Consider the following 16672-nt stretch of genomic DNA (forward strand, 5'->3'; position numbering starts at 1 on the left):
ATGTTGTGGCGTATGCTCAAGCAGTCTTGGTTTAGGAATGTCCGCCGCAAGTCGCTGGCCGTATTTACGGTATTCCTTGCCGCAGGGCTAATCTCTTCACTGTTGGCGGTGTCGATAGATATTGGCGATAAAATGTCCCGTGAGCTGAAATCTTATGGTGCCAATATTCTGATTGAACCTGCCGGTCAGGTTGCGCTGCCGTCGCTGTTTGGTGAGCAGAGTAATCCACTGAGTGGCCAGGATTTCCTGGATCAAGCTGAGTTACCCAATATTAAAGATATTTTTTGGCGTAACAATATTGTCGGTTTCGCCCCATTACTCAGCGGTGAAACTGAGATCAATGGGCAGACTATTCCGCTACTAGGCACCTATTTTAATCAGCCAGTGGATGTGCCTGATGAAGAGGATTACCACACGGGTCAGCAAATTATCAGCCCATATTGGCAGGTCAATGGCGCTTGGCCGCAAGAGCCAATCAAGGCCGATGCTCACGAGGTTCAGGCGCTGCTGGGTAAACAATTGGCGCAACAAACCGGCTGGAAAACCGGCGATGAGCTGCATCTGAACGGCGTTTCTGGCCCGTTAATGGTGAAGATAAGCGGCGTGTTGAGCAGTGGTGGTGAAGAGGAGAGCCGTCTGGTGTTACCGCTGGCAGCAGTGCAATCATTACTGGGGCTGCCGGGGAAAATTCAGGCCGTACGGGTATCGGCACTGACGGTGCCGGAAAACGAATTGTCACGTAAAGCGCGTGAAAATCTTGAGGCCCTCAACGCCGAAGAGTATGACCTGTGGTATTGCACCGCCTATGTCTCTTCAATCGCCCACCAACTAGAAGAGGCCATCTCTGGATCAGTGGTCCGGCCCATCTGGCAGGTGGCGGCATCGGAAGGGGTGGTGATTGAAAAAATACAGCTGCTGCTGGCAGTCGTCACCGTGGCGGCGTTGATTGCCGCGGCCATGGGGATAGCATCACTGATGACCAGCACCATTATGGAGCGGGCTAAAGAGATCGGTTTGATGAAAGCATTGGGGGCGCGCCAGTGGCAAATTCTGATGTTGTTCTATCTTGAGGCCGCTATCAGTGGTCTGATTGGGGGCTTAGCGGGCTGTCTGGCGGGGTGGGGGTTAGCAAAAACCATCGGCTTGATGCTGTTTGGTGCGCCATTGAGCTTCGCCTGGATGGTGGTGCCTTGTGTGTTGGTGATCTCGATTTTGATTGCGGTCATTGGTACTTGGTTCCCTGCGCGGCGTATCGCCAGCCTCTATCCGGTGGAGGTGCTCTATGGCCGCTAATCATCCGGCAGTGCAACATAAAGGTAGCCATAGCATGTTTTGGCGGCTCGTGCTCCGTGCCTTACGCTTGCGGATGCAGCGGGTCAGTGTGGTCTTTGCGGCACTGACTGTCGGTGCGGCGATTGTCACGGCTATGTCGGCCGTCTATTTCGATATTAATGCCAAGATGAGTCAGGAGTTACGCACTTTCGGCGCGAATTTCTATATCGGCCCTGGGCATGGCAGTGCATTTGAGCAAGCGCGATTCCAGCCAATCATTGATGCGGCCCCGAAAGGGCTTATCAACGCCTCCAGCCCCTATATCTATGGCATGGCGCGGACTGAACTGGAGAAAGTGGTGTTGATGGGGGTGTGGTTTGAATCCCTGCAACAGCTTGTGCCTTACTGGCAAGTCACTGGCAATTGGATTGGCGTCAGTTTTGATGATCGCAACGCGATGATAGGTGTCAAACTTGCGCAGCGGCTGCATGTCAAAGTGGGCGATACCCTCACCTTAGTCAGTGAAGGTGCGCGGCAGCGTCTGCAAATCAAAGGCATTGTTGAGGCTGGCGATGCCACCGATAACATGTTGATTGTTAACCTGGAACTGGCCCAGAAATGGCTCAATCAACCGGGGCATATCAGTAACGCGCTGCTTAGCGTCAGTAATGATGTGGGTCAGGTCGAGACTTTTGCCAGCCATCTGCGTGAACAATACCCTGACCTTGAAATTCGGCCAATTCGAAAGGTATCCGCCTCTGAAGGGCAGGTGCTCGATAAAATAAAAGGGCTAATGGGGTTGGTGTCAGTTGTGATTCTTATTTTGTCCTCCCTATGTGTCAATACCACACTGATGGCTATCGTGGGCGAGCGCGCGAAAGAGTTTGCCTTACAAAAAGCACTGGGAGCCAGTGGTGGTGACATTATTCGCCAAATGTTGACCGAAACCCTGATTATCTCGCTGGCTGCCGCAATTTGTGGTGCTTTGCTGGGCTATATATTGGCACAAGTCTTGGGGCAAACAGTATTCAGCGCGTCAATAGCCTTACGCGCCCCGGTATTACCGCTGACACTGGTATTGTCATTGTTAGTGGCCGCTGTTGCGGCAATTGTTCCCACCCGCCGGGCTATTCATATTGAACCCGCTAAAGTCCTTAAAGGAGAGTAGCAAATGACATCAAAGCTAACACAGGTGAAACCTGAGCAAGTTACGGATGCTGTCATTGAAACCCGGCACTTATATAAGCGTTTCGGGCAGGTGACGGCGCTGGAAGATATCAATATTCGCATCAATCGTGGTGAGTTTGTGGCAATTATGGGGGCATCTGGCTCAGGTAAAACCACGTTGATGAACATTCTGACTTGCCTGGACACGGTAAGCGAAGGGCAGGTGTTGCTCGATGGCATTGATGCTGCGGGCCTGGATGAAGAGGGGCGCCGGAAATTTCGGGCTGACAAAATAGGGCTGGTTTTCCAGCAGTTCCACCTTATCCCCTACCTGACGGCGCTAGAAAATATTATGTTAGCGCAGCATTACCACAGTGTGGTGGATGAAGAGGCGGCGCGGCAAGTATTGGAGCAGGTTGGGATGACGCCACGTATGGGTCACTTACCCAGTCAGCTTTCTGGTGGCGAACAACAGCGGGTATGTATTGCGCGCGCACTGGTCAATCAGCCGCCGATTATTTTTGCCGATGAACCTACCGGCAACCTTGATGAAGAGAATGAACAGCGGGTCTTGGATCTGTTAAACCATATTCATCGCCAAGGTAGAACCATCGTTATGGTTACTCACAATCCAGACTTAGGCTGTGTTGCTGATCGGATAATCCGACTCCAGCACGGTAAATATCTTAACGAAGAGAGTCGTCATCATGTGGCTTAACGGGTTAAAAACGGTGGGCCTTTGTAGTCTGCTATTGCTGCTTAGCGCCTGTAAACAAGAAGAGGTTGCGGTGGGGGAAGTGGCCCCGCAACTGGCAGCTTATGATATGCAAGGTAAACCGGTCGCACTCGATCAATGGAAAGGTAAACAGATATACCTCAACTTTTGGTCGGCAAGCTGTGGCGGTTGTCTGGCTGAAATGGCAACACTGGATAAGCTGAGTCAGCAATATCAGAATGATATTGTGGTGGTGGCTATCAACACCGATCCGGCGCAGGTGGATATTAGCCCGGTATTGGTGCAACGCAATCTCAGCTACCCTGTCATTCGTGATCAACTGGGTATCACGCAGGAGCGCTATCAGGTTATTGGCACGCCAACCTCTTTTCTGATTGATCAAAGCGGCAAGGTAACTGAATTGCATCAGGGTGCACGTAATGAGAAGGATTTGACGGCGTTGTTCCAACAATGGGCAACGGGTGCATAATGAAATTAATGCTGTTGGCTCTGGGCATGATGACGTTTAGCTTAACCGCACAGGCGGCCACTGACGGTGAGCATATCTATAAACAAACCTGTTCAAGCTGCCATGGGCGTTTGGCTGACAGGAAAGGTTTGGATAAAGCTCCTCCGCTAATATCATTATCTCGCAATGAAATAGTTGACGGCCTCACTGCGCGGCGTGATGGCAAGATTGTCGGCAGGGGGAATAAAGCCAAAGCGCATCTGTCAGATGACGATATCCAAAAGCTTGCTGATCATATTGAAAACCTAAAAATAGCCAAGCCTAAAGCCCCTTGATATCTTGTCGTGATGCTATTTGATTGATTTTTAAAATTAAATTCGCGTAGGGTTATCACTAAATAGGCGTTTTCTTGCTGCTTCATTTGATCAGATGAATGCTGTATTATATGTTGCATATAAAATGCATCTTTAGGTTATTTGAGGAGTATCAGCATGGAAAATAGATCAACGCTACTTTGCTATAAAAAGTTACCTATCTGGAACAGTAGTGATGTGCCAGCGATGTTTCGTGAGAAACACAATACCAAAGCAGGCACTTGGGCCAAACTCACTATTCTCAGCGGGGAGATGGATTTTCTGATTCTGGATGAAGCAGGAAACACCCTGGAAAGGCACTCATTTTCAAATGAACATCAGCCACCGTTTATTGAGCCACAAGTTTGGCACCGTATTGCAGCTTGCTCAGATGATCTGCAATGCCAGCTTAGTTTTTACTGCACAGCAGAAGATTTTTACCATCAGAAATACAATTTAACCCCGACACACTCCGAAGTGATTGAAGCGGTAAAATGGGTTCAACCGGGTAAAGCATTAGACTTAGGTTGTGGTTCTGGGCGTAACTCGCTATACCTGAATTTATTGGGTTTTGATGTTACGGCGCTGGATAAGAGTGCCGATAGCATCAGTAACTTACAGCAGATCATTGCACAAGAAGAACTGCAAAAAATAACGGCCAATAGCTATGACATCAATGAGGCCAGTTTGGATAACCGCTACCACTTTATTCTGTCCACGGTGGTTTTGATGTTCCTGCAACCGGAAAGAATCCCCCATATTATTAACAACATGCAAGAGTGTACCTTGCCCGGTGGTTATAATCTGATTATCTCCGCCATGTCGACTGATGACTTCCCCTGCACGGTGCCATTCTCCTTTACGTTAAAGTCAGGTGAGTTAAGCCATTACTATAAAAATTGGGAAATTATTAAGTACAACGAAGATGTTGGGCAATTGCATAAGACTGACGCCCAAGGCAATCGGATAAAATTACGTTTTGCGACCTTGCTGGCGAAAAAACCATAATTGCAGCCTCGAATAAAGCTTGCCGCTGCGTGATATTTAAAATCTCATACTACATTGCGGTTAATTTAACGGGCGGTAAGTTGGGGCGTTCCTATCACGGCCAGTGAATGCTGTTGAGAATTATTAATTAACTTTATTGATAATCATTATCACTGAGTGTAATAATACCACCATACAGGTTCCGCGGAGTATGGATTGTGTCGAATGCAGCTGAAGTGATTATCCCTTCAACAACGGCGATTTCTGATGAAATCGCCAGTTTGTTTGCCCGTACATTCGTACACTTCTCAGAAACCTTTCATGTGGATGCGGTTGTCATACCGCAAGAGAGTCTGACACTGAACCAATGGTCTGCTGACAGCTGTTTGCCACGATTGATGCAAGCGTATGAAAATAGCTACTACCACGATGGTGCACTAACAGCGAATCATAAAGCACTGCACTCACTCTGGGGGCAGTGGTATTTTGGCCTGGTTATTCCACCTATCATATTGATGTTACTGGTATTACCCGCAACTATAGAGACTCGCCCGGAAAGATTTCGCATTAAATTTCATACGACGGGGCGACCTGAAGCTATCTATTATCAGCACAGCTGGTTGGACAAATCGCCCTCGTCGCTATTGGCGCGTCTCTATTTACTACTCGATCACCATATTATTCCTATTATGGAGAAAATAGCGCATCAGCCGCAGGCTAATATCCGGTTGATATGGAATAACATTGGCTATTTGATGTTTTGGTATCTACGTGAATTCAGCAATAAGCTGGGTGAAATTGAAGGTTTTGACGATATTATTGAAAACCTTTTTCTCTCCCCATACTTGCCTGACGGGCGAGAAAATCCACTCTTTCGTACGGTTATTCTGCGTAATGGCAGTATGCAGCGCCGTACTTGCTGTCAACGTAATAAGCTGCCAGGGGTGGGCAGTTGCCTCGATTGCCCGGTAGAATCTCGCCCATAATAACCCGCCTGGCTGCAACTTCAGTGACTTTGGGTATATGATTCAACTCACAGATAAAGAAAAGAGTTGAGGGCAGTTTCGGTGAATAACGAAAAGATTGCGCATTTAGACGCGGTAAGTCATAACGCCCGTAGGGTAATGGAACGAGAAGGGATAGATGCTTTGGTGGTCACAGTATGTGATAATTTTTATTATCTGACTGGGTTTGCTAGTTTCTTTATGTATACCTTCCGGCATACCGGCGCGGCCGTTGCTATCATGTTTCGCGATGACACCACTCCTTCGCAAATCATTATGAATGAGTTTGAGGCTGCCAGCACACACTTTGATATGCCCAATATGGAGCTGAAAACTTTTCCAGTATGGGTTGATGTCGACGATCCACGTAATCCGCTCAATCATCAGAAAAAAAGTGAGCGCCCGATTGGCCCGCCAGTTGAAGCTGTTTTCGGCTTAGTTAAAGCGGCGCTGGAGAGTGCGGGCGTAATGAATAAGACAATTGCTATTGAATTAAATGCAATGTCCAACGGCGGTAAAAGAGTGTTGGATCAAGTGGCCCCAGGGTTAAAATTGGTTGATTCCGCCCCGTTATTTAACGAAATAAGAGTGATAAAAAGCCCGTGGGAGATAAAACATCTACGAAAAAGCGCTGAAATTACCGAATATGGTATTGCTTGTGCGGCTAAAAAAATTCGTGTCGGTTGTACCGCTGCGGAATTAACCGCCGCATTTAAAGCGGCCGTCATGACGTTTCCGGAAACTAACTTTTCGCGTTTCAATCTTATTGCGGTTGGCGATAACTTCTCACCTAAAATTATTGCGGATGAGACGCCGGCCAAAATGGGGGACTTAATTAAGTTTGATTGCGGTGTTGATGTTGCCGGCTATGGTGCGGATTTGGCAAGAACCTTTGTGTTAGGGGAACCAGACCCACTGACGCAGCAGATCTATGACACCATCAGAATCGGTCATGAACATATGTTATCGATGGTAGCACCTGGGGTGAAATTAAAAGATGTTTTTGATTCCACCATGGAGGTCATCAAAAAGTCAGGCTTGCCGCACTATAATCGAGGTCATCTCGGGCATGGCGATGGTGTATTTTTAGGATTAGAAGAAGCCCCCTTTGTGAGTACATTGGCAACTGAAACCTTTCGTCCTGGAATGGTATTAAGTCTCGAAACACCTTATTACGGTATTGGTGTTGGTTCAATTATGTTAGAGGATATGATTCTCATTACCAATAACGGCTTCGAGTTTTTAAGTAAATTGAACCGTGACTTAGTGCGCTACCATTAATTTGTGCACAATATCTCACTTTACGTGAATTAAATTCATCTTTGTGAATAGCTCCTCGGTTCTTTCCGTGCACTTATTTACCTTTTACGGGAGCAGATGTGTAGGCTCCCGTAAATAATAATATTAGTCATATAAAATAGTGTGTTAGAGCACAGGAGTAGTTTAACTCTATTGTTAATAGTATTCTCTTGGTTATTTGTTATTTTGAAATAGTTCTATTAATAATGATAACGGAAGTGATAGTCGACCTTGCCAATAATAGTGTGAGTTTGTGATCCTAAATATAAAGAATATTTTATATAATCAAAATTCTAAGCAGTAAGTGGCGTCATAAAACCAAATCGTGCGGCCTTTTCACAGGATACTGTGTCGCGATATTCACTTAGTGAAAATATTTTATCTCCAATCATTGGATTTTCACGATACTTTTAACTAAGATTATTCTTAAGTGTGCTGGAATTGACGCATATACCACATTTTCACCTCTATTAATCGCTGGAATAACAATATTCTATAATAACTCGACAACAGTATTTTCTTTCAACTATCCTATGTAACATGCTGTAATACATTCTAAGGACTTCATTTCATCATAATTCCATAATGAAAAACGGAAGTTCGTGAAGTGGCTTTTCTTGATCATCAAACAAGTTGCTGGCTTAAGGGTTATATAATGTATAACGCATTTACGACACTGCTGCGCCCATTGCATCGGCACAGAATTACTTTATTAGCGCTATTAATTTCCGGCCTTGCAGTTAACCCCGTCATGGCAGAAACACAGTATGATTCATTAATCATCAAAGCCAGAGCAGGGGATACTGCGCCGGTTCTTGACTATTTACAAAAACAATCTAGCGCAGGCCCACTTAATAGCGGCCAAGTTGATGACTGGCTACAGATAGCCGGTTGGGCAGGGCGCGATCAAGAAGTGATCGACGTTTACGAAAAATATCACTCATCAATGAATCTCTCCTCGCGTGGATTAGCGGCTGCGGCGCGGGCTTATCGCAACGAAAAACGTTGGGATCAAGCTTTGGCGCTATGGCAAAGCAGCTTGAAGAAAGACCCGACCAACCCTGATCTTATCACCGGCATGATCATGACACAGGCGGACTCGGGGCGTGGCGGTGAGGCTTTACAGCAGGCAAAAGCGTTAGCCGAGCGTGATCCCTCCGCGAAAAACTACATGACACTCTCTTACCTGAGTCGGGCCACTAACCGCAATTATGATGCGTTGCAGGCTTCCAGTGAGGCGGTACGATTAGCTCCTGAGTCTGAGGAAGTATTAAAGAATCACCTTGAAACCTTGCAAAGAAACCGTATTGCCGATCCGGCGTTGCAGCTTGCTAAAGAGAATCCGAAGCTGGTCACCGCAGAGCAATATCGGCAGCTTGAGAGAGATGCCGCGGCGGAACAGGTTCGTATGGCGGTGCTGCCAACGCGCAGCGAAACGGAACGTTTCTATATCGCCGATCAGGCACTGGCAGACTATCAGGATTTGTTAACCCGTTGGAGCAAAGATCCTGAGGCTCAGGCAGATTACCAGCGCGCCCGTATTGATAGGTTGGGTGCATTGCTGGTGCGCCGTAATACTGTTGAGCTGATTAAAGAGTATGAAGCGATGGAGGCGGAAGGCTACAAAATGCCTGACTATGCCCGTCGCTGGGCCGCTTCTGCTTATATTGATCGCCGGATGCCAGAAAAAGCTGCGCCGATCTTGACCAGCCTGTACTACGCCGATGGTAAAACTTTCCGCAACAGTGATGACTTGCTTGATGCTGATGATCTCTATTATGCACTGAATGAAAGTGAGCAATTGGATAAAGCGCATCAATTTGCTAAGAACTATAGCGAGCAAACGCCATACCAAGTTGGGGTTTACGGCCTGCCGGGTAAAGAGCCTAATGACGATTGGATGGAGGGGCAGACGCTGCTGGTTCAGTCCCTGGTGGCGCTTAATGACCTGCCCGCAGCACAGAAAAAGCTGGAGACACTCTCCAGTACTGCCCCTGCTAACCAGAATCTACGTATCGCCTTAGCCAGTGTCTATCTGGCCAGAGATCTGCCGCGTAAAGCTGAGCAAGAGTTGAAAGCCGTTGAGTCCCTGGCGCCACGCAGCCTTATTTTGGAACGTGCACAAGCTGAAACCGCGATGGATTTACAGGAGTGGCGTCAGATGGAGTTGCTGACCGATGATGTGATTACTCGCTCACCGGAAGACGTGCCGTCGCAAGAGCTAGATCGCCAACGCAAAGTCCACCATATGTATGAGCTGCGTATTCTCGGTAACCACACGCTCTCCTCCAATAGCCCGGTTAGTGGTAGCAAAGATTTTGGTATTGAAACCCTGCTGTATAGTCCGCCGATAGCGGATAACTGGCGGGTATTTGGCGGTGGTAACTATGACAATGCGCAATTTGAAGAGGGTAAGGGCATTAATCGCGTGATGCGTTTAGGTGGAGAGTGGCGATCGCGTGACCATTGGGCTGAGGCCGAAGTGAATAACCAGAATTACGGTTTCGGCAATAAAACCGGTGCCCGGTTAGCCACTTGGTACGATTTTAATGATCACTGGCGGGTCGGGGGCCAGGTCGAAAGATTGGCTAAAGAGACCCCACTGCGCGCGTTGAAAAACAATATCACCGCCAACAGTGCTTCTGCCTTCGTGCTATGGAAGGCAGATGATCGACGTGATCTTGAGTTTAACGTCACACCATCAGATTTCTCTGACGGCAACAACCGTTGGGAATATGAGCTTAATGGGCGTCAGCGCATCTGGACCGGGCCATATCTGACGGCTGACTTCAGTTTGGGCCTGGCTGCGAGCCATAACACCAAAGAAGATGTGATCTACTACAACCCGAAAAGTGATTTCACTTACCTGCCGGCAGTGACCCTGAATCACATTATGTATCGCCACTATAAGACCGTCTGGAGCCAGCAAATACAGCTTGGCGTGGGGGGCTACTGGGAGAAAAATTATGGTAATGGCCTGGTCACCACGGCAGGTTATGGGCAACGTATTCAATGGAATGATGTTGTCGATGCTGGTGTAGCAGTTACCTATGATAAACGCCCTTATGATGGTGTCCGTGAGCATGACCTTTCGCTCGCTTTTGATTTGAATTACCGTTTCTAAGGGATCAGCGCTATGGCGAAGATACTATTTATTATCCGGATACTCGTAGTAGGAATGATAACGCTACTGGCCTCCGTGTGTTATGCCGAAAAACCGGTATTTGTTCCTCCGGCCGAGCGTGCGTTACCGCTAAGTGAAAGGCCATGGCAAAAAAATACCTTTGTGGTTATTGCTTATCATGATGTTGAAGATGACTCGGCAGATCAGCGCTATCTGTCGGTAAGAAGCAGTGCATTAAGTGAGCAGTTGGCGTGGTTGAAAGATAATCGCTACAACGTGGTTTCTGTCGATCAGATTTTGGCGGCCCGCAATGGGGGAACGCCACTGCCAAACAAAGCTATTTTGCTCACTTTTGACGATGGTTACCGCAGTTTTTACACGCGGGTGTATCCGCTGTTAGAAGCAAATAATTTTAGCGCAGTGTTGGCACCGGTAGGCACCTGGATTGATACACCGCCCAATAAAAAGGTCGATTTTGGTGGTTTAAGTACCGATCGCGATCGTTTCCTGACCTGGAAAGAGATCGCCGAAATGTCTAAATCAAAACTGATTGAGATAGGTGCGCATACCTATGCCTCACATTATGGTGTGATTGCCAACCCACAGGGGAATACTGAACCGGCGGCGGCCAACCTGATCTATGATCCAAAGACGAAGAAATATGAAACCGAAGCGGCATTCAAGCAGCGGATGGAAAAAGACGTTTCGTTAATTACTCAGCGGATTATCAAGGCCACAGGGAAACAACCGCGGGTCTGGGTTTGGCCATACGGTGCGCCAAACGGCACAGTATTAACTATCTTACGCCAGCAGGGTTATCAAATGGCGATGACCCTCGAACCGGGCATTGCTAACGTCAATGACCTGATGAATATTCCGCGTATTTTGATCAGTAATAACCCCTCGCTGAAAGACTTTGCCCAGTTGGTCACCTCGGTACAAGAAAAAGATATTATGCGGGTGGCACATGTTGATTTGGATTATCTCTACGATCCAGATCCGGCACAGGAGAAGGAAAATCTCGATAAACTGGTGCAGCGGATCTCTGATTTACGTGTTACCACGGTGTTTTTACAAGCTTTTTCTGACCCCAAAGGGGATGGCAATATCCGGCAGGTCTACTTCCCTAACCGCTGGATCCCAATGCGTCAGGACTTGTTTAACCGCGTAGCCTGGCAATTAGCCTCTCGTCCAGATGTCGATGTGTATGCCTGGATGCCAGTGCTGGCCTTTGACATGGACCCATCTTTGCCCCGCATCACCCGTATTGATCCGAAAACTGGCAAAACAAGCATCGATCCAGACCAATATCGCCGGCTGTCGCCATTCAATCCAGAGGTTCGGCAGCGCATCATTGATATCTATCGCGATATGGCCTACAGCGCACCTATTGATGGCATTCTCTATCACGACGATGCAGTGATGTCTGATTTCGAAGACGCCTCGCCGGATGCTATCCGCGCCTATGAGAAAGCTGGCTTCCCAGGTTCGATTGCCACTATTCGCAACGATCCCGAAACCATGGCGCGCTGGACCCGCTATAAGAGTAAATATCTGGTTGATTTCACAAATGAATTAACAAAACAGGTACGTGATATTCGTGGCCCGCAAGTAAAATCAGCACGTAATATATTCGCTATGCCAATTTTAGAACCGGAAAGCGAAGCATGGTTTGCGCAGAATCTTGATGATTTCCTGGCTAACTATGATTGGGTTGCCCCGATGGCCATGCCATTAATGGAGAAAGTGCCGCTATCTGAGTCAAAAGAGTGGCTATCGCAACTGGTTAATAAGGTTGCAGAACGCCCTGGCGCACTGAATAAAACTGTATTTGAACTGCAATCGAAGGACTGGACCAAGCCTGAAGGCAGCAATGCTATTAGCGGCCCGATATTGGCAGGATGGATGCGCCAGTTGCAGTTAAATGGCGCGCAAAATTTTGGTTACTATCCGGATAACTTTATCACTGGCGAACCACCGCTAAAAGATGTCCGCCCTGTGCTATCTTCTGCCTGGTATCCTTTATATGATCGATAGAATTATTGCGTTACTCATCCTATGCCTGGTATTGAGCATTCCTGCGGGAATGATCCTGCTCTTTACCGGTGACGTACTGCTGAATTTTGTTTTCTTCTATCCGCTCTTTATGTCCGGTATCTGGATAACCGGCGGCCTCTATTTCTGGCTACGCCGGGAGAGACATTGGCCGTGGGGCGATGATGTGCCAGCGCCGGAGCTGAAAGGTAACCCGTTGGTGTCGATTTTAATCCCTTGCTTTAATGAGGGGTTAAATGCGCGGGAGACCATTCACGCGGCATTGGCACAGACCTACACCAATATCGAGGTTATCGCGATTAACGATGGCTCCAGCGATGATACCGCCCAAGTGCTGGATTCGTTGCTGGCCGAAGATCCTCGTCTGCGAGTGATTCATCTGGCCCATAATCAGGGGAAAGCCATTGCCCTGCGCATGGGAGCTGCGGCGGCGCGCAGTGAATATCTGGTCTGCATTGATGGTGACGCCTTACTGGACAAAAAAGCGGTGCCTTATCTGGTCGCGCCACTGATTGCCAACCCGCGCACCGGTGCTGTCACCGGCAACCCGCGTATCCGCACCCGCTCAACCTTGATTGGTCGTGTTCAGGTTGGCGAGTTCTCCTCTATTATCGGGCTGATTAAGCGGACGCAACGTGTCTATGGTCAAGTCTTCACCGTTTCAGGTGTGGTGGCCGCTTTCCGCCGTAGAGCGCTAGCGGATGTGGGCTACTGGAGCCCGGATATGATCACGGAAGATATTGATATCAGTTGGAAATTGCAGGTTAGACACTGGTCAGTATTTTTTGAGCCTCGGGGTTTGTGCTGGATTTTGATGCCAGAAACTCTCGGGGGCTTGTGGAAACAGCGCCTGCGCTGGGCGCAGGGCGGGGCAGAAGTTTTCCTGAAGAATATGTTCAAGCTATGGCGCTGGCGTAATCGCCGGATGTGGCTGCTGTTCCTGGAGTATTCGCTCTCTATCACTTGGGCCTTTACTTACCTGTTCAGCATCACTCTATTCCTGCTGGGTCTGGTGATCCCACTACCGCCGGGAATTCATGTGCAAACGGTCTTCCCGCCAGCCTTTACCGGGATGGTATTGGCCTTAACCTGTCTGTTGCAGTTTGCTATCAGCCTGGTGATTGAACGGCGCTACGAGCCTAAACTGGGTAGTTCTCTGTTCTGGATTATCTGGTATCCGATGGTCTACTGGATGCTCAGTCTGTTTACCACTGTGGTTGCGTTTCCCAAGGTCATGCTCAACACCAAGCGTAAACGTGCGCGTTGGGTGAGTCCAGATCGTGGAATAGGGAGAGTTAAACCATGAATGAACCCCTGATTCATACCGAGCAGCGGGCTTTGCCCCGCTGGATCGACATCATCATTACCGCGTTGGCCTGGTTCGGTTTTATCTTTCTGTTTGTGAAAGGATTTCTGGATATGATCGACCGGGCGCCGCACATGGGGCCAATCCCGTTTCGGCTCTACATTCTCAGCGGCCTGACCACCATCGCCCTGTATGCGGCCATTGCGCTATTTAATGCTGTGATCATTATTATCTGGGCCAAGTACAACCAAATCCGTTTTCAGGTTGAACGCCGTGGTCATCGGCCACATCTGGATGATGAGGAGCTGGCGAACAGCATGGATATCTCGGGCGAGATGATAGCCCAGTTGAAGGCTGGCACTTGTCTCACGTTATACAACGATGAGCACGGGCAGATCCTTGAGGTCAAAGAGGGGCTACAACTGCCAACTGTCGCTCCGGTGGTTAATTTACGCCGAGGGTGATGGGCAATAATCTCTGGATACTTGAGGTCAGTGACCATCAGGCGCTGATATCGGGTATTCAGGGATAGCCGTTATTATTTTAGCCCTGCTTCTGAGATAGATGCCGCAAAACACCACTTTCTTTTATTACCCCTCCTTATATATTGTTATGATCTGGCTAAAATTATAGTGTGAAGTCATCATTGAGTTTCGTCATAACAGCTATTTCTCTGGCAGTTGAATTAAAAAGGGAGCACACAGTGAAGCAAAACGATTTCGGACAAACTATCGGAGCAGAACTATTGGATTGGCAAGCCGCACTGTTGCCGCAGCGGGAAATTTTGCCGGGCCATTTTTGCTATCTCGCTCCAGTCAATGCAGATAAACATGAGGCCTGCTTATATCAGGCGTATCACATGGTCAAAGATGCAGATGACTGGACCTATTTTTATTGTGAGCGACCGGAAAATGAAGCCAGTTTTCATCAATATTTGCAAACATTAATCAATAGTACAGATTCTCTCCACTATACGGTGGTTGATGCCCAAATGGGCCTCGCATTAGGCACTGCTGGCTTACAGCGAATTGATGAAAAAAATGGTGTTATCGAGATAGGCTCGGTTAATTGGTCACCGCGATTAAAGCGCAACTCGGCAGGGACTGAGGCGATATATTTACTCTTACATTACGTCTTTGACAAATTAGGATATCGTCGCTGTGAGTGGAAATGTGATTCATTGAATGAGCCGTCAAATGCTGCGGCATCTCGCTTTGGTTTCCAATTCGAGGGGCAATTTCGTCAGGCTATCGTGACGAAAGGGCGCAATAGAGACACCAATTGGTATTCAATCACTGACCGCGAGTGGCCATTAATTAAGCAGGCATTTAATGATTGGCTGGCTATGGAAAACTTTGATAGTCAGGGCAAGCAAAAAGCGCGTTTGCAGGATTTAAGAATCAGCCGTTAGTAATAATCAGATTAATAATATTTAATACTATCCCCTTGAATTACCTATTGATGATTAGATTTCGCCTTTACTTAAAGCTGCGATAAAAAGGGTAAGGGCGAAATAGCAGCGCGAGATTAATGCAGGAAGCAAAACGGGGCTAAATAGTATAGCGCGATTTGAAAAATGATTAGAGTGAAAAATAAACAAATAAAAAATTATATATTTTTTGCATTTTGATCGCGCGAAAGTTAAGAGTGTCATTATACTGTAATCATCTGGCGGTATTTTTCACACGGTGCATAGCTTAGGCTGTTGTTTATCACTGCGGGGATCGCTAATGGTAGAGTCCATGATTGGGCTGTTAAGACAAGACCAAAGTTTTACTCAAGCGACTCGCTGTGACGAGGGCTCCCCCTCCGACTCTCAATTTCCAGCACTACTGTCAGTCTCTACCCCTGATCTATTATCGCCAACATTTTTGTTCCCACTATTTATATCCCTTAAGACCCCCCGTTGCGATACTGTTTTCACTCCAGCTATTAGGCAGCTTGAGTGTTTACATGATACGCATTTTTCATTGGCTACTATTGGCTGCGAAGGAAGCCAAAACCTCATCCGTATGTGAAACATAATCGCGCAGGCAACTTCTGCTGCGGTAGGTGAAACAAACTGTAAGGTGCCACTATGGGAAGACAGAAAGCAGTGATCAAAGCTCGTCGTGAAGCAAAACGCGTCATTAGACGTGATTCACGTAGCCATCGTCAGCGTGAGGAAGAGAACGTGACATCGTTAGTGCAAATGGGCGGTGTTGAATCAATAGGTATGGCACGGGATAGCCGTGATACCTCCGTTATTCAGGCGCGTACGGAAGCTCAAGGTCATTACTTATCAGCCATAGACAGTAAACTGCTCATCTTCGCCACTGGTGAAGCGGGGTGTGGTAAAACCTTTATCAGCGCGGCCAAAGCCGCTGAAGCACTGATTCACAAAGAAGTTGATCGAATTATTGTAACGCGGCCTGTATTACAGGCGGATGAAGATCTGGGCTTCCTGCCCGGTGATATCTCGGAGAAATTCGCGCCTTACTTCCGCCCGGTGTATGACATTCTGTTACGCCGACTCGGCTCCTCTTTCATGCAATATTGTCTGCGTCCGGAAATTGGCAAAGTGGAAATTGCGCCATTTGCTTATATGCGAGGGCGTACCTTTGAGAATGCGGTGGTGATCCTCGATGAGGCACAAAACGTGACCGCCAGCCAAATGAAGATGTTTCTGACCCGTCTCGGTGAAAATGTCACGGTTATCGTAAATGGCGATATCACCCAATGCGACCTGCCGCGTGGTGTGAAATCAGGTCTTAGTGATGCGCTGGAGCGTTTCGCTGAGGATGAAATGATTGGCATTATCCGCTTTGACAAACAGGACTGTGTCCGCTCAGCGCTGTGCCAACACACATTGAATGCCTACTCATAACGCCAGTTTCTGAAGAGTTGACCCGATAAAAAAGGGCAAGCGCGATAAACGCTTG

General features: G+C 47.8%; 14 protein-coding genes and 1 pseudogene. All 15 read left to right on the top strand.

Going from position 1 to position 16672, the window contains the following annotated elements:
- Positions 1–1293 carry an ABC transporter permease gene (locus tag FFE93_RS08895; protein WP_054871983.1) on the top strand — a complete coding sequence of 431 codons (1293 nt, stop codon included), beginning with the start codon at positions 1–3 and terminating at the stop codon, positions 1291–1293.
- A 34-nt stretch (positions 1294–1327) separates the two neighbouring features.
- Positions 1328–2440: an ABC transporter permease gene (locus FFE93_RS08900; RefSeq protein WP_072083865.1), complete on the top strand. Its 1113-nt coding sequence runs from the start codon at positions 1328–1330 to the stop codon at positions 2438–2440.
- Positions 2441–2443: 3 nt separating this feature from the next.
- Positions 2444–3157, top strand: a complete 714-nt coding sequence (locus FFE93_RS08905; protein ID WP_005271884.1) for an ABC transporter ATP-binding protein — start codon at positions 2444–2446, stop codon at positions 3155–3157.
- Complete coding sequence (locus FFE93_RS08910; protein WP_186367702.1) at positions 3147–3644, top strand: TlpA family protein disulfide reductase; 498 nt, start codon at positions 3147–3149, stop codon at positions 3642–3644. The genes FFE93_RS08905 and FFE93_RS08910 overlap by 11 nt, the downstream gene beginning before the upstream one ends.
- Positions 3644–3958, top strand: coding sequence for a c-type cytochrome (locus FFE93_RS08915; protein ID WP_138775050.1), 315 nt, complete (start codon positions 3644–3646; stop codon positions 3956–3958). The genes FFE93_RS08910 and FFE93_RS08915 overlap by 1 nt, the downstream gene beginning before the upstream one ends.
- 156 nt (positions 3959–4114) lie before the next feature.
- Positions 4115–4984 (top strand): SAM-dependent methyltransferase TehB, encoded by an 870-nt coding sequence (gene tehB, locus FFE93_RS08920; RefSeq protein WP_057646800.1) that lies wholly within the window; start codon positions 4115–4117, stop codon positions 4982–4984.
- A gap of 197 nt (positions 4985–5181) precedes the next feature.
- A complete protein-coding gene (gene fhuF, locus FFE93_RS08925) occupies positions 5182–5949 on the top strand; it encodes a siderophore-iron reductase FhuF (RefSeq protein WP_005271892.1) in 768 nt (255 codons plus the stop codon).
- A gap of 81 nt (positions 5950–6030) precedes the next feature.
- Positions 6031–7248 carry a M24 family metallopeptidase gene (locus FFE93_RS08930; protein ID WP_032896842.1) on the top strand — a complete coding sequence of 406 codons (1218 nt, stop codon included), beginning with the start codon at positions 6031–6033 and terminating at the stop codon, positions 7246–7248.
- A 673-nt stretch (positions 7249–7921) separates the two neighbouring features.
- Entirely contained in the window at positions 7922–10390 is a 2469-nt protein-coding gene (gene pgaA, locus FFE93_RS08935) for a poly-beta-1,6 N-acetyl-D-glucosamine export porin PgaA (RefSeq protein WP_005271895.1), read from the top strand.
- A 12-nt stretch (positions 10391–10402) separates the two neighbouring features.
- The gene (pgaB, locus tag FFE93_RS08940) at positions 10403–12427 is read left to right on the top strand and encodes a poly-beta-1,6-N-acetyl-D-glucosamine N-deacetylase PgaB (RefSeq protein ID WP_032896844.1); all 2025 of its coding nucleotides are present in this window, start codon (positions 10403–10405) and stop codon (positions 12425–12427) included.
- Positions 12417–13751 (top strand): poly-beta-1,6-N-acetyl-D-glucosamine synthase, encoded by a 1335-nt coding sequence (gene pgaC / locus FFE93_RS08945; RefSeq protein ID WP_032896846.1) that lies wholly within the window; start codon positions 12417–12419, stop codon positions 13749–13751. The genes pgaB and pgaC overlap by 11 nt, the downstream gene beginning before the upstream one ends.
- A complete protein-coding gene (pgaD, locus tag FFE93_RS08950; RefSeq protein ID WP_032896848.1) occupies positions 13748–14215 on the top strand; it encodes a poly-beta-1,6-N-acetyl-D-glucosamine biosynthesis protein PgaD in 468 nt (155 codons plus the stop codon). The genes pgaC and pgaD overlap by 4 nt, the downstream gene beginning before the upstream one ends.
- Before the next feature lie 239 nt (positions 14216–14454).
- Positions 14455–15162, top strand: coding sequence for a GNAT family N-acetyltransferase (locus FFE93_RS08955; RefSeq protein WP_032896850.1), 708 nt, complete (start codon positions 14455–14457; stop codon positions 15160–15162).
- A 319-nt stretch (positions 15163–15481) separates the two neighbouring features.
- Positions 15482–15769, top strand: a pseudogene (locus FFE93_RS21935) (hypothetical protein).
- 59 nt (positions 15770–15828) lie between these two features.
- Entirely contained in the window at positions 15829–16617 is a 789-nt protein-coding gene (phoH, locus tag FFE93_RS08965; protein WP_005271909.1) for a phosphate starvation-inducible protein PhoH, read from the top strand.
- Positions 16618–16672 lie beyond the last annotated feature (55 nt).

It is taken from the genome of Yersinia sp. KBS0713 (assembly GCF_005937895.2).
Taxonomy (GTDB): Bacteria; Pseudomonadota; Gammaproteobacteria; order Enterobacterales; family Enterobacteriaceae; genus Yersinia; species Yersinia bercovieri.

Bases quoted from the DNA above. Each gene is read 5' to 3' on its own strand.
- pgaB (WP_032896844.1), top strand. From the start codon at position 10,403: ATGGCGAAGATACTATTTATTATCCGGATACTCGTAGTAGGAATGATA.
- FFE93_RS08900 (WP_072083865.1), top strand. From the start codon at position 1,328: ATGTTTTGGCGGCTCGTGCTCCGTGCCTTACGCTTGCGGATGCAGCGG.
- FFE93_RS08905 (WP_005271884.1), top strand. From the start codon at position 2,444: ATGACATCAAAGCTAACACAGGTGAAACCTGAGCAAGTTACGGATGCT.
- FFE93_RS08895 (WP_054871983.1), top strand. From the start codon at position 1: ATGTTGTGGCGTATGCTCAAGCAGTCTTGGTTTAGGAATGTCCGCCGC.
- FFE93_RS08915 (WP_138775050.1), top strand. From the start codon at position 3,644: ATGAAATTAATGCTGTTGGCTCTGGGCATGATGACGTTTAGCTTAACC.
- pgaA (WP_005271895.1), top strand. From the start codon at position 7,922: ATGTATAACGCATTTACGACACTGCTGCGCCCATTGCATCGGCACAGA.
- pgaC (WP_032896846.1), top strand. From the start codon at position 12,417: ATGATCGATAGAATTATTGCGTTACTCATCCTATGCCTGGTATTGAGC.
- tehB (WP_057646800.1), top strand. From the start codon at position 4,115: ATGGAAAATAGATCAACGCTACTTTGCTATAAAAAGTTACCTATCTGG.
- pgaD (WP_032896848.1), top strand. From the start codon at position 13,748: ATGAATGAACCCCTGATTCATACCGAGCAGCGGGCTTTGCCCCGCTGG.
- phoH (WP_005271909.1), top strand. From the start codon at position 15,829: ATGGGAAGACAGAAAGCAGTGATCAAAGCTCGTCGTGAAGCAAAACGC.
- FFE93_RS08910 (WP_186367702.1), top strand. From the start codon at position 3,147: ATGTGGCTTAACGGGTTAAAAACGGTGGGCCTTTGTAGTCTGCTATTG.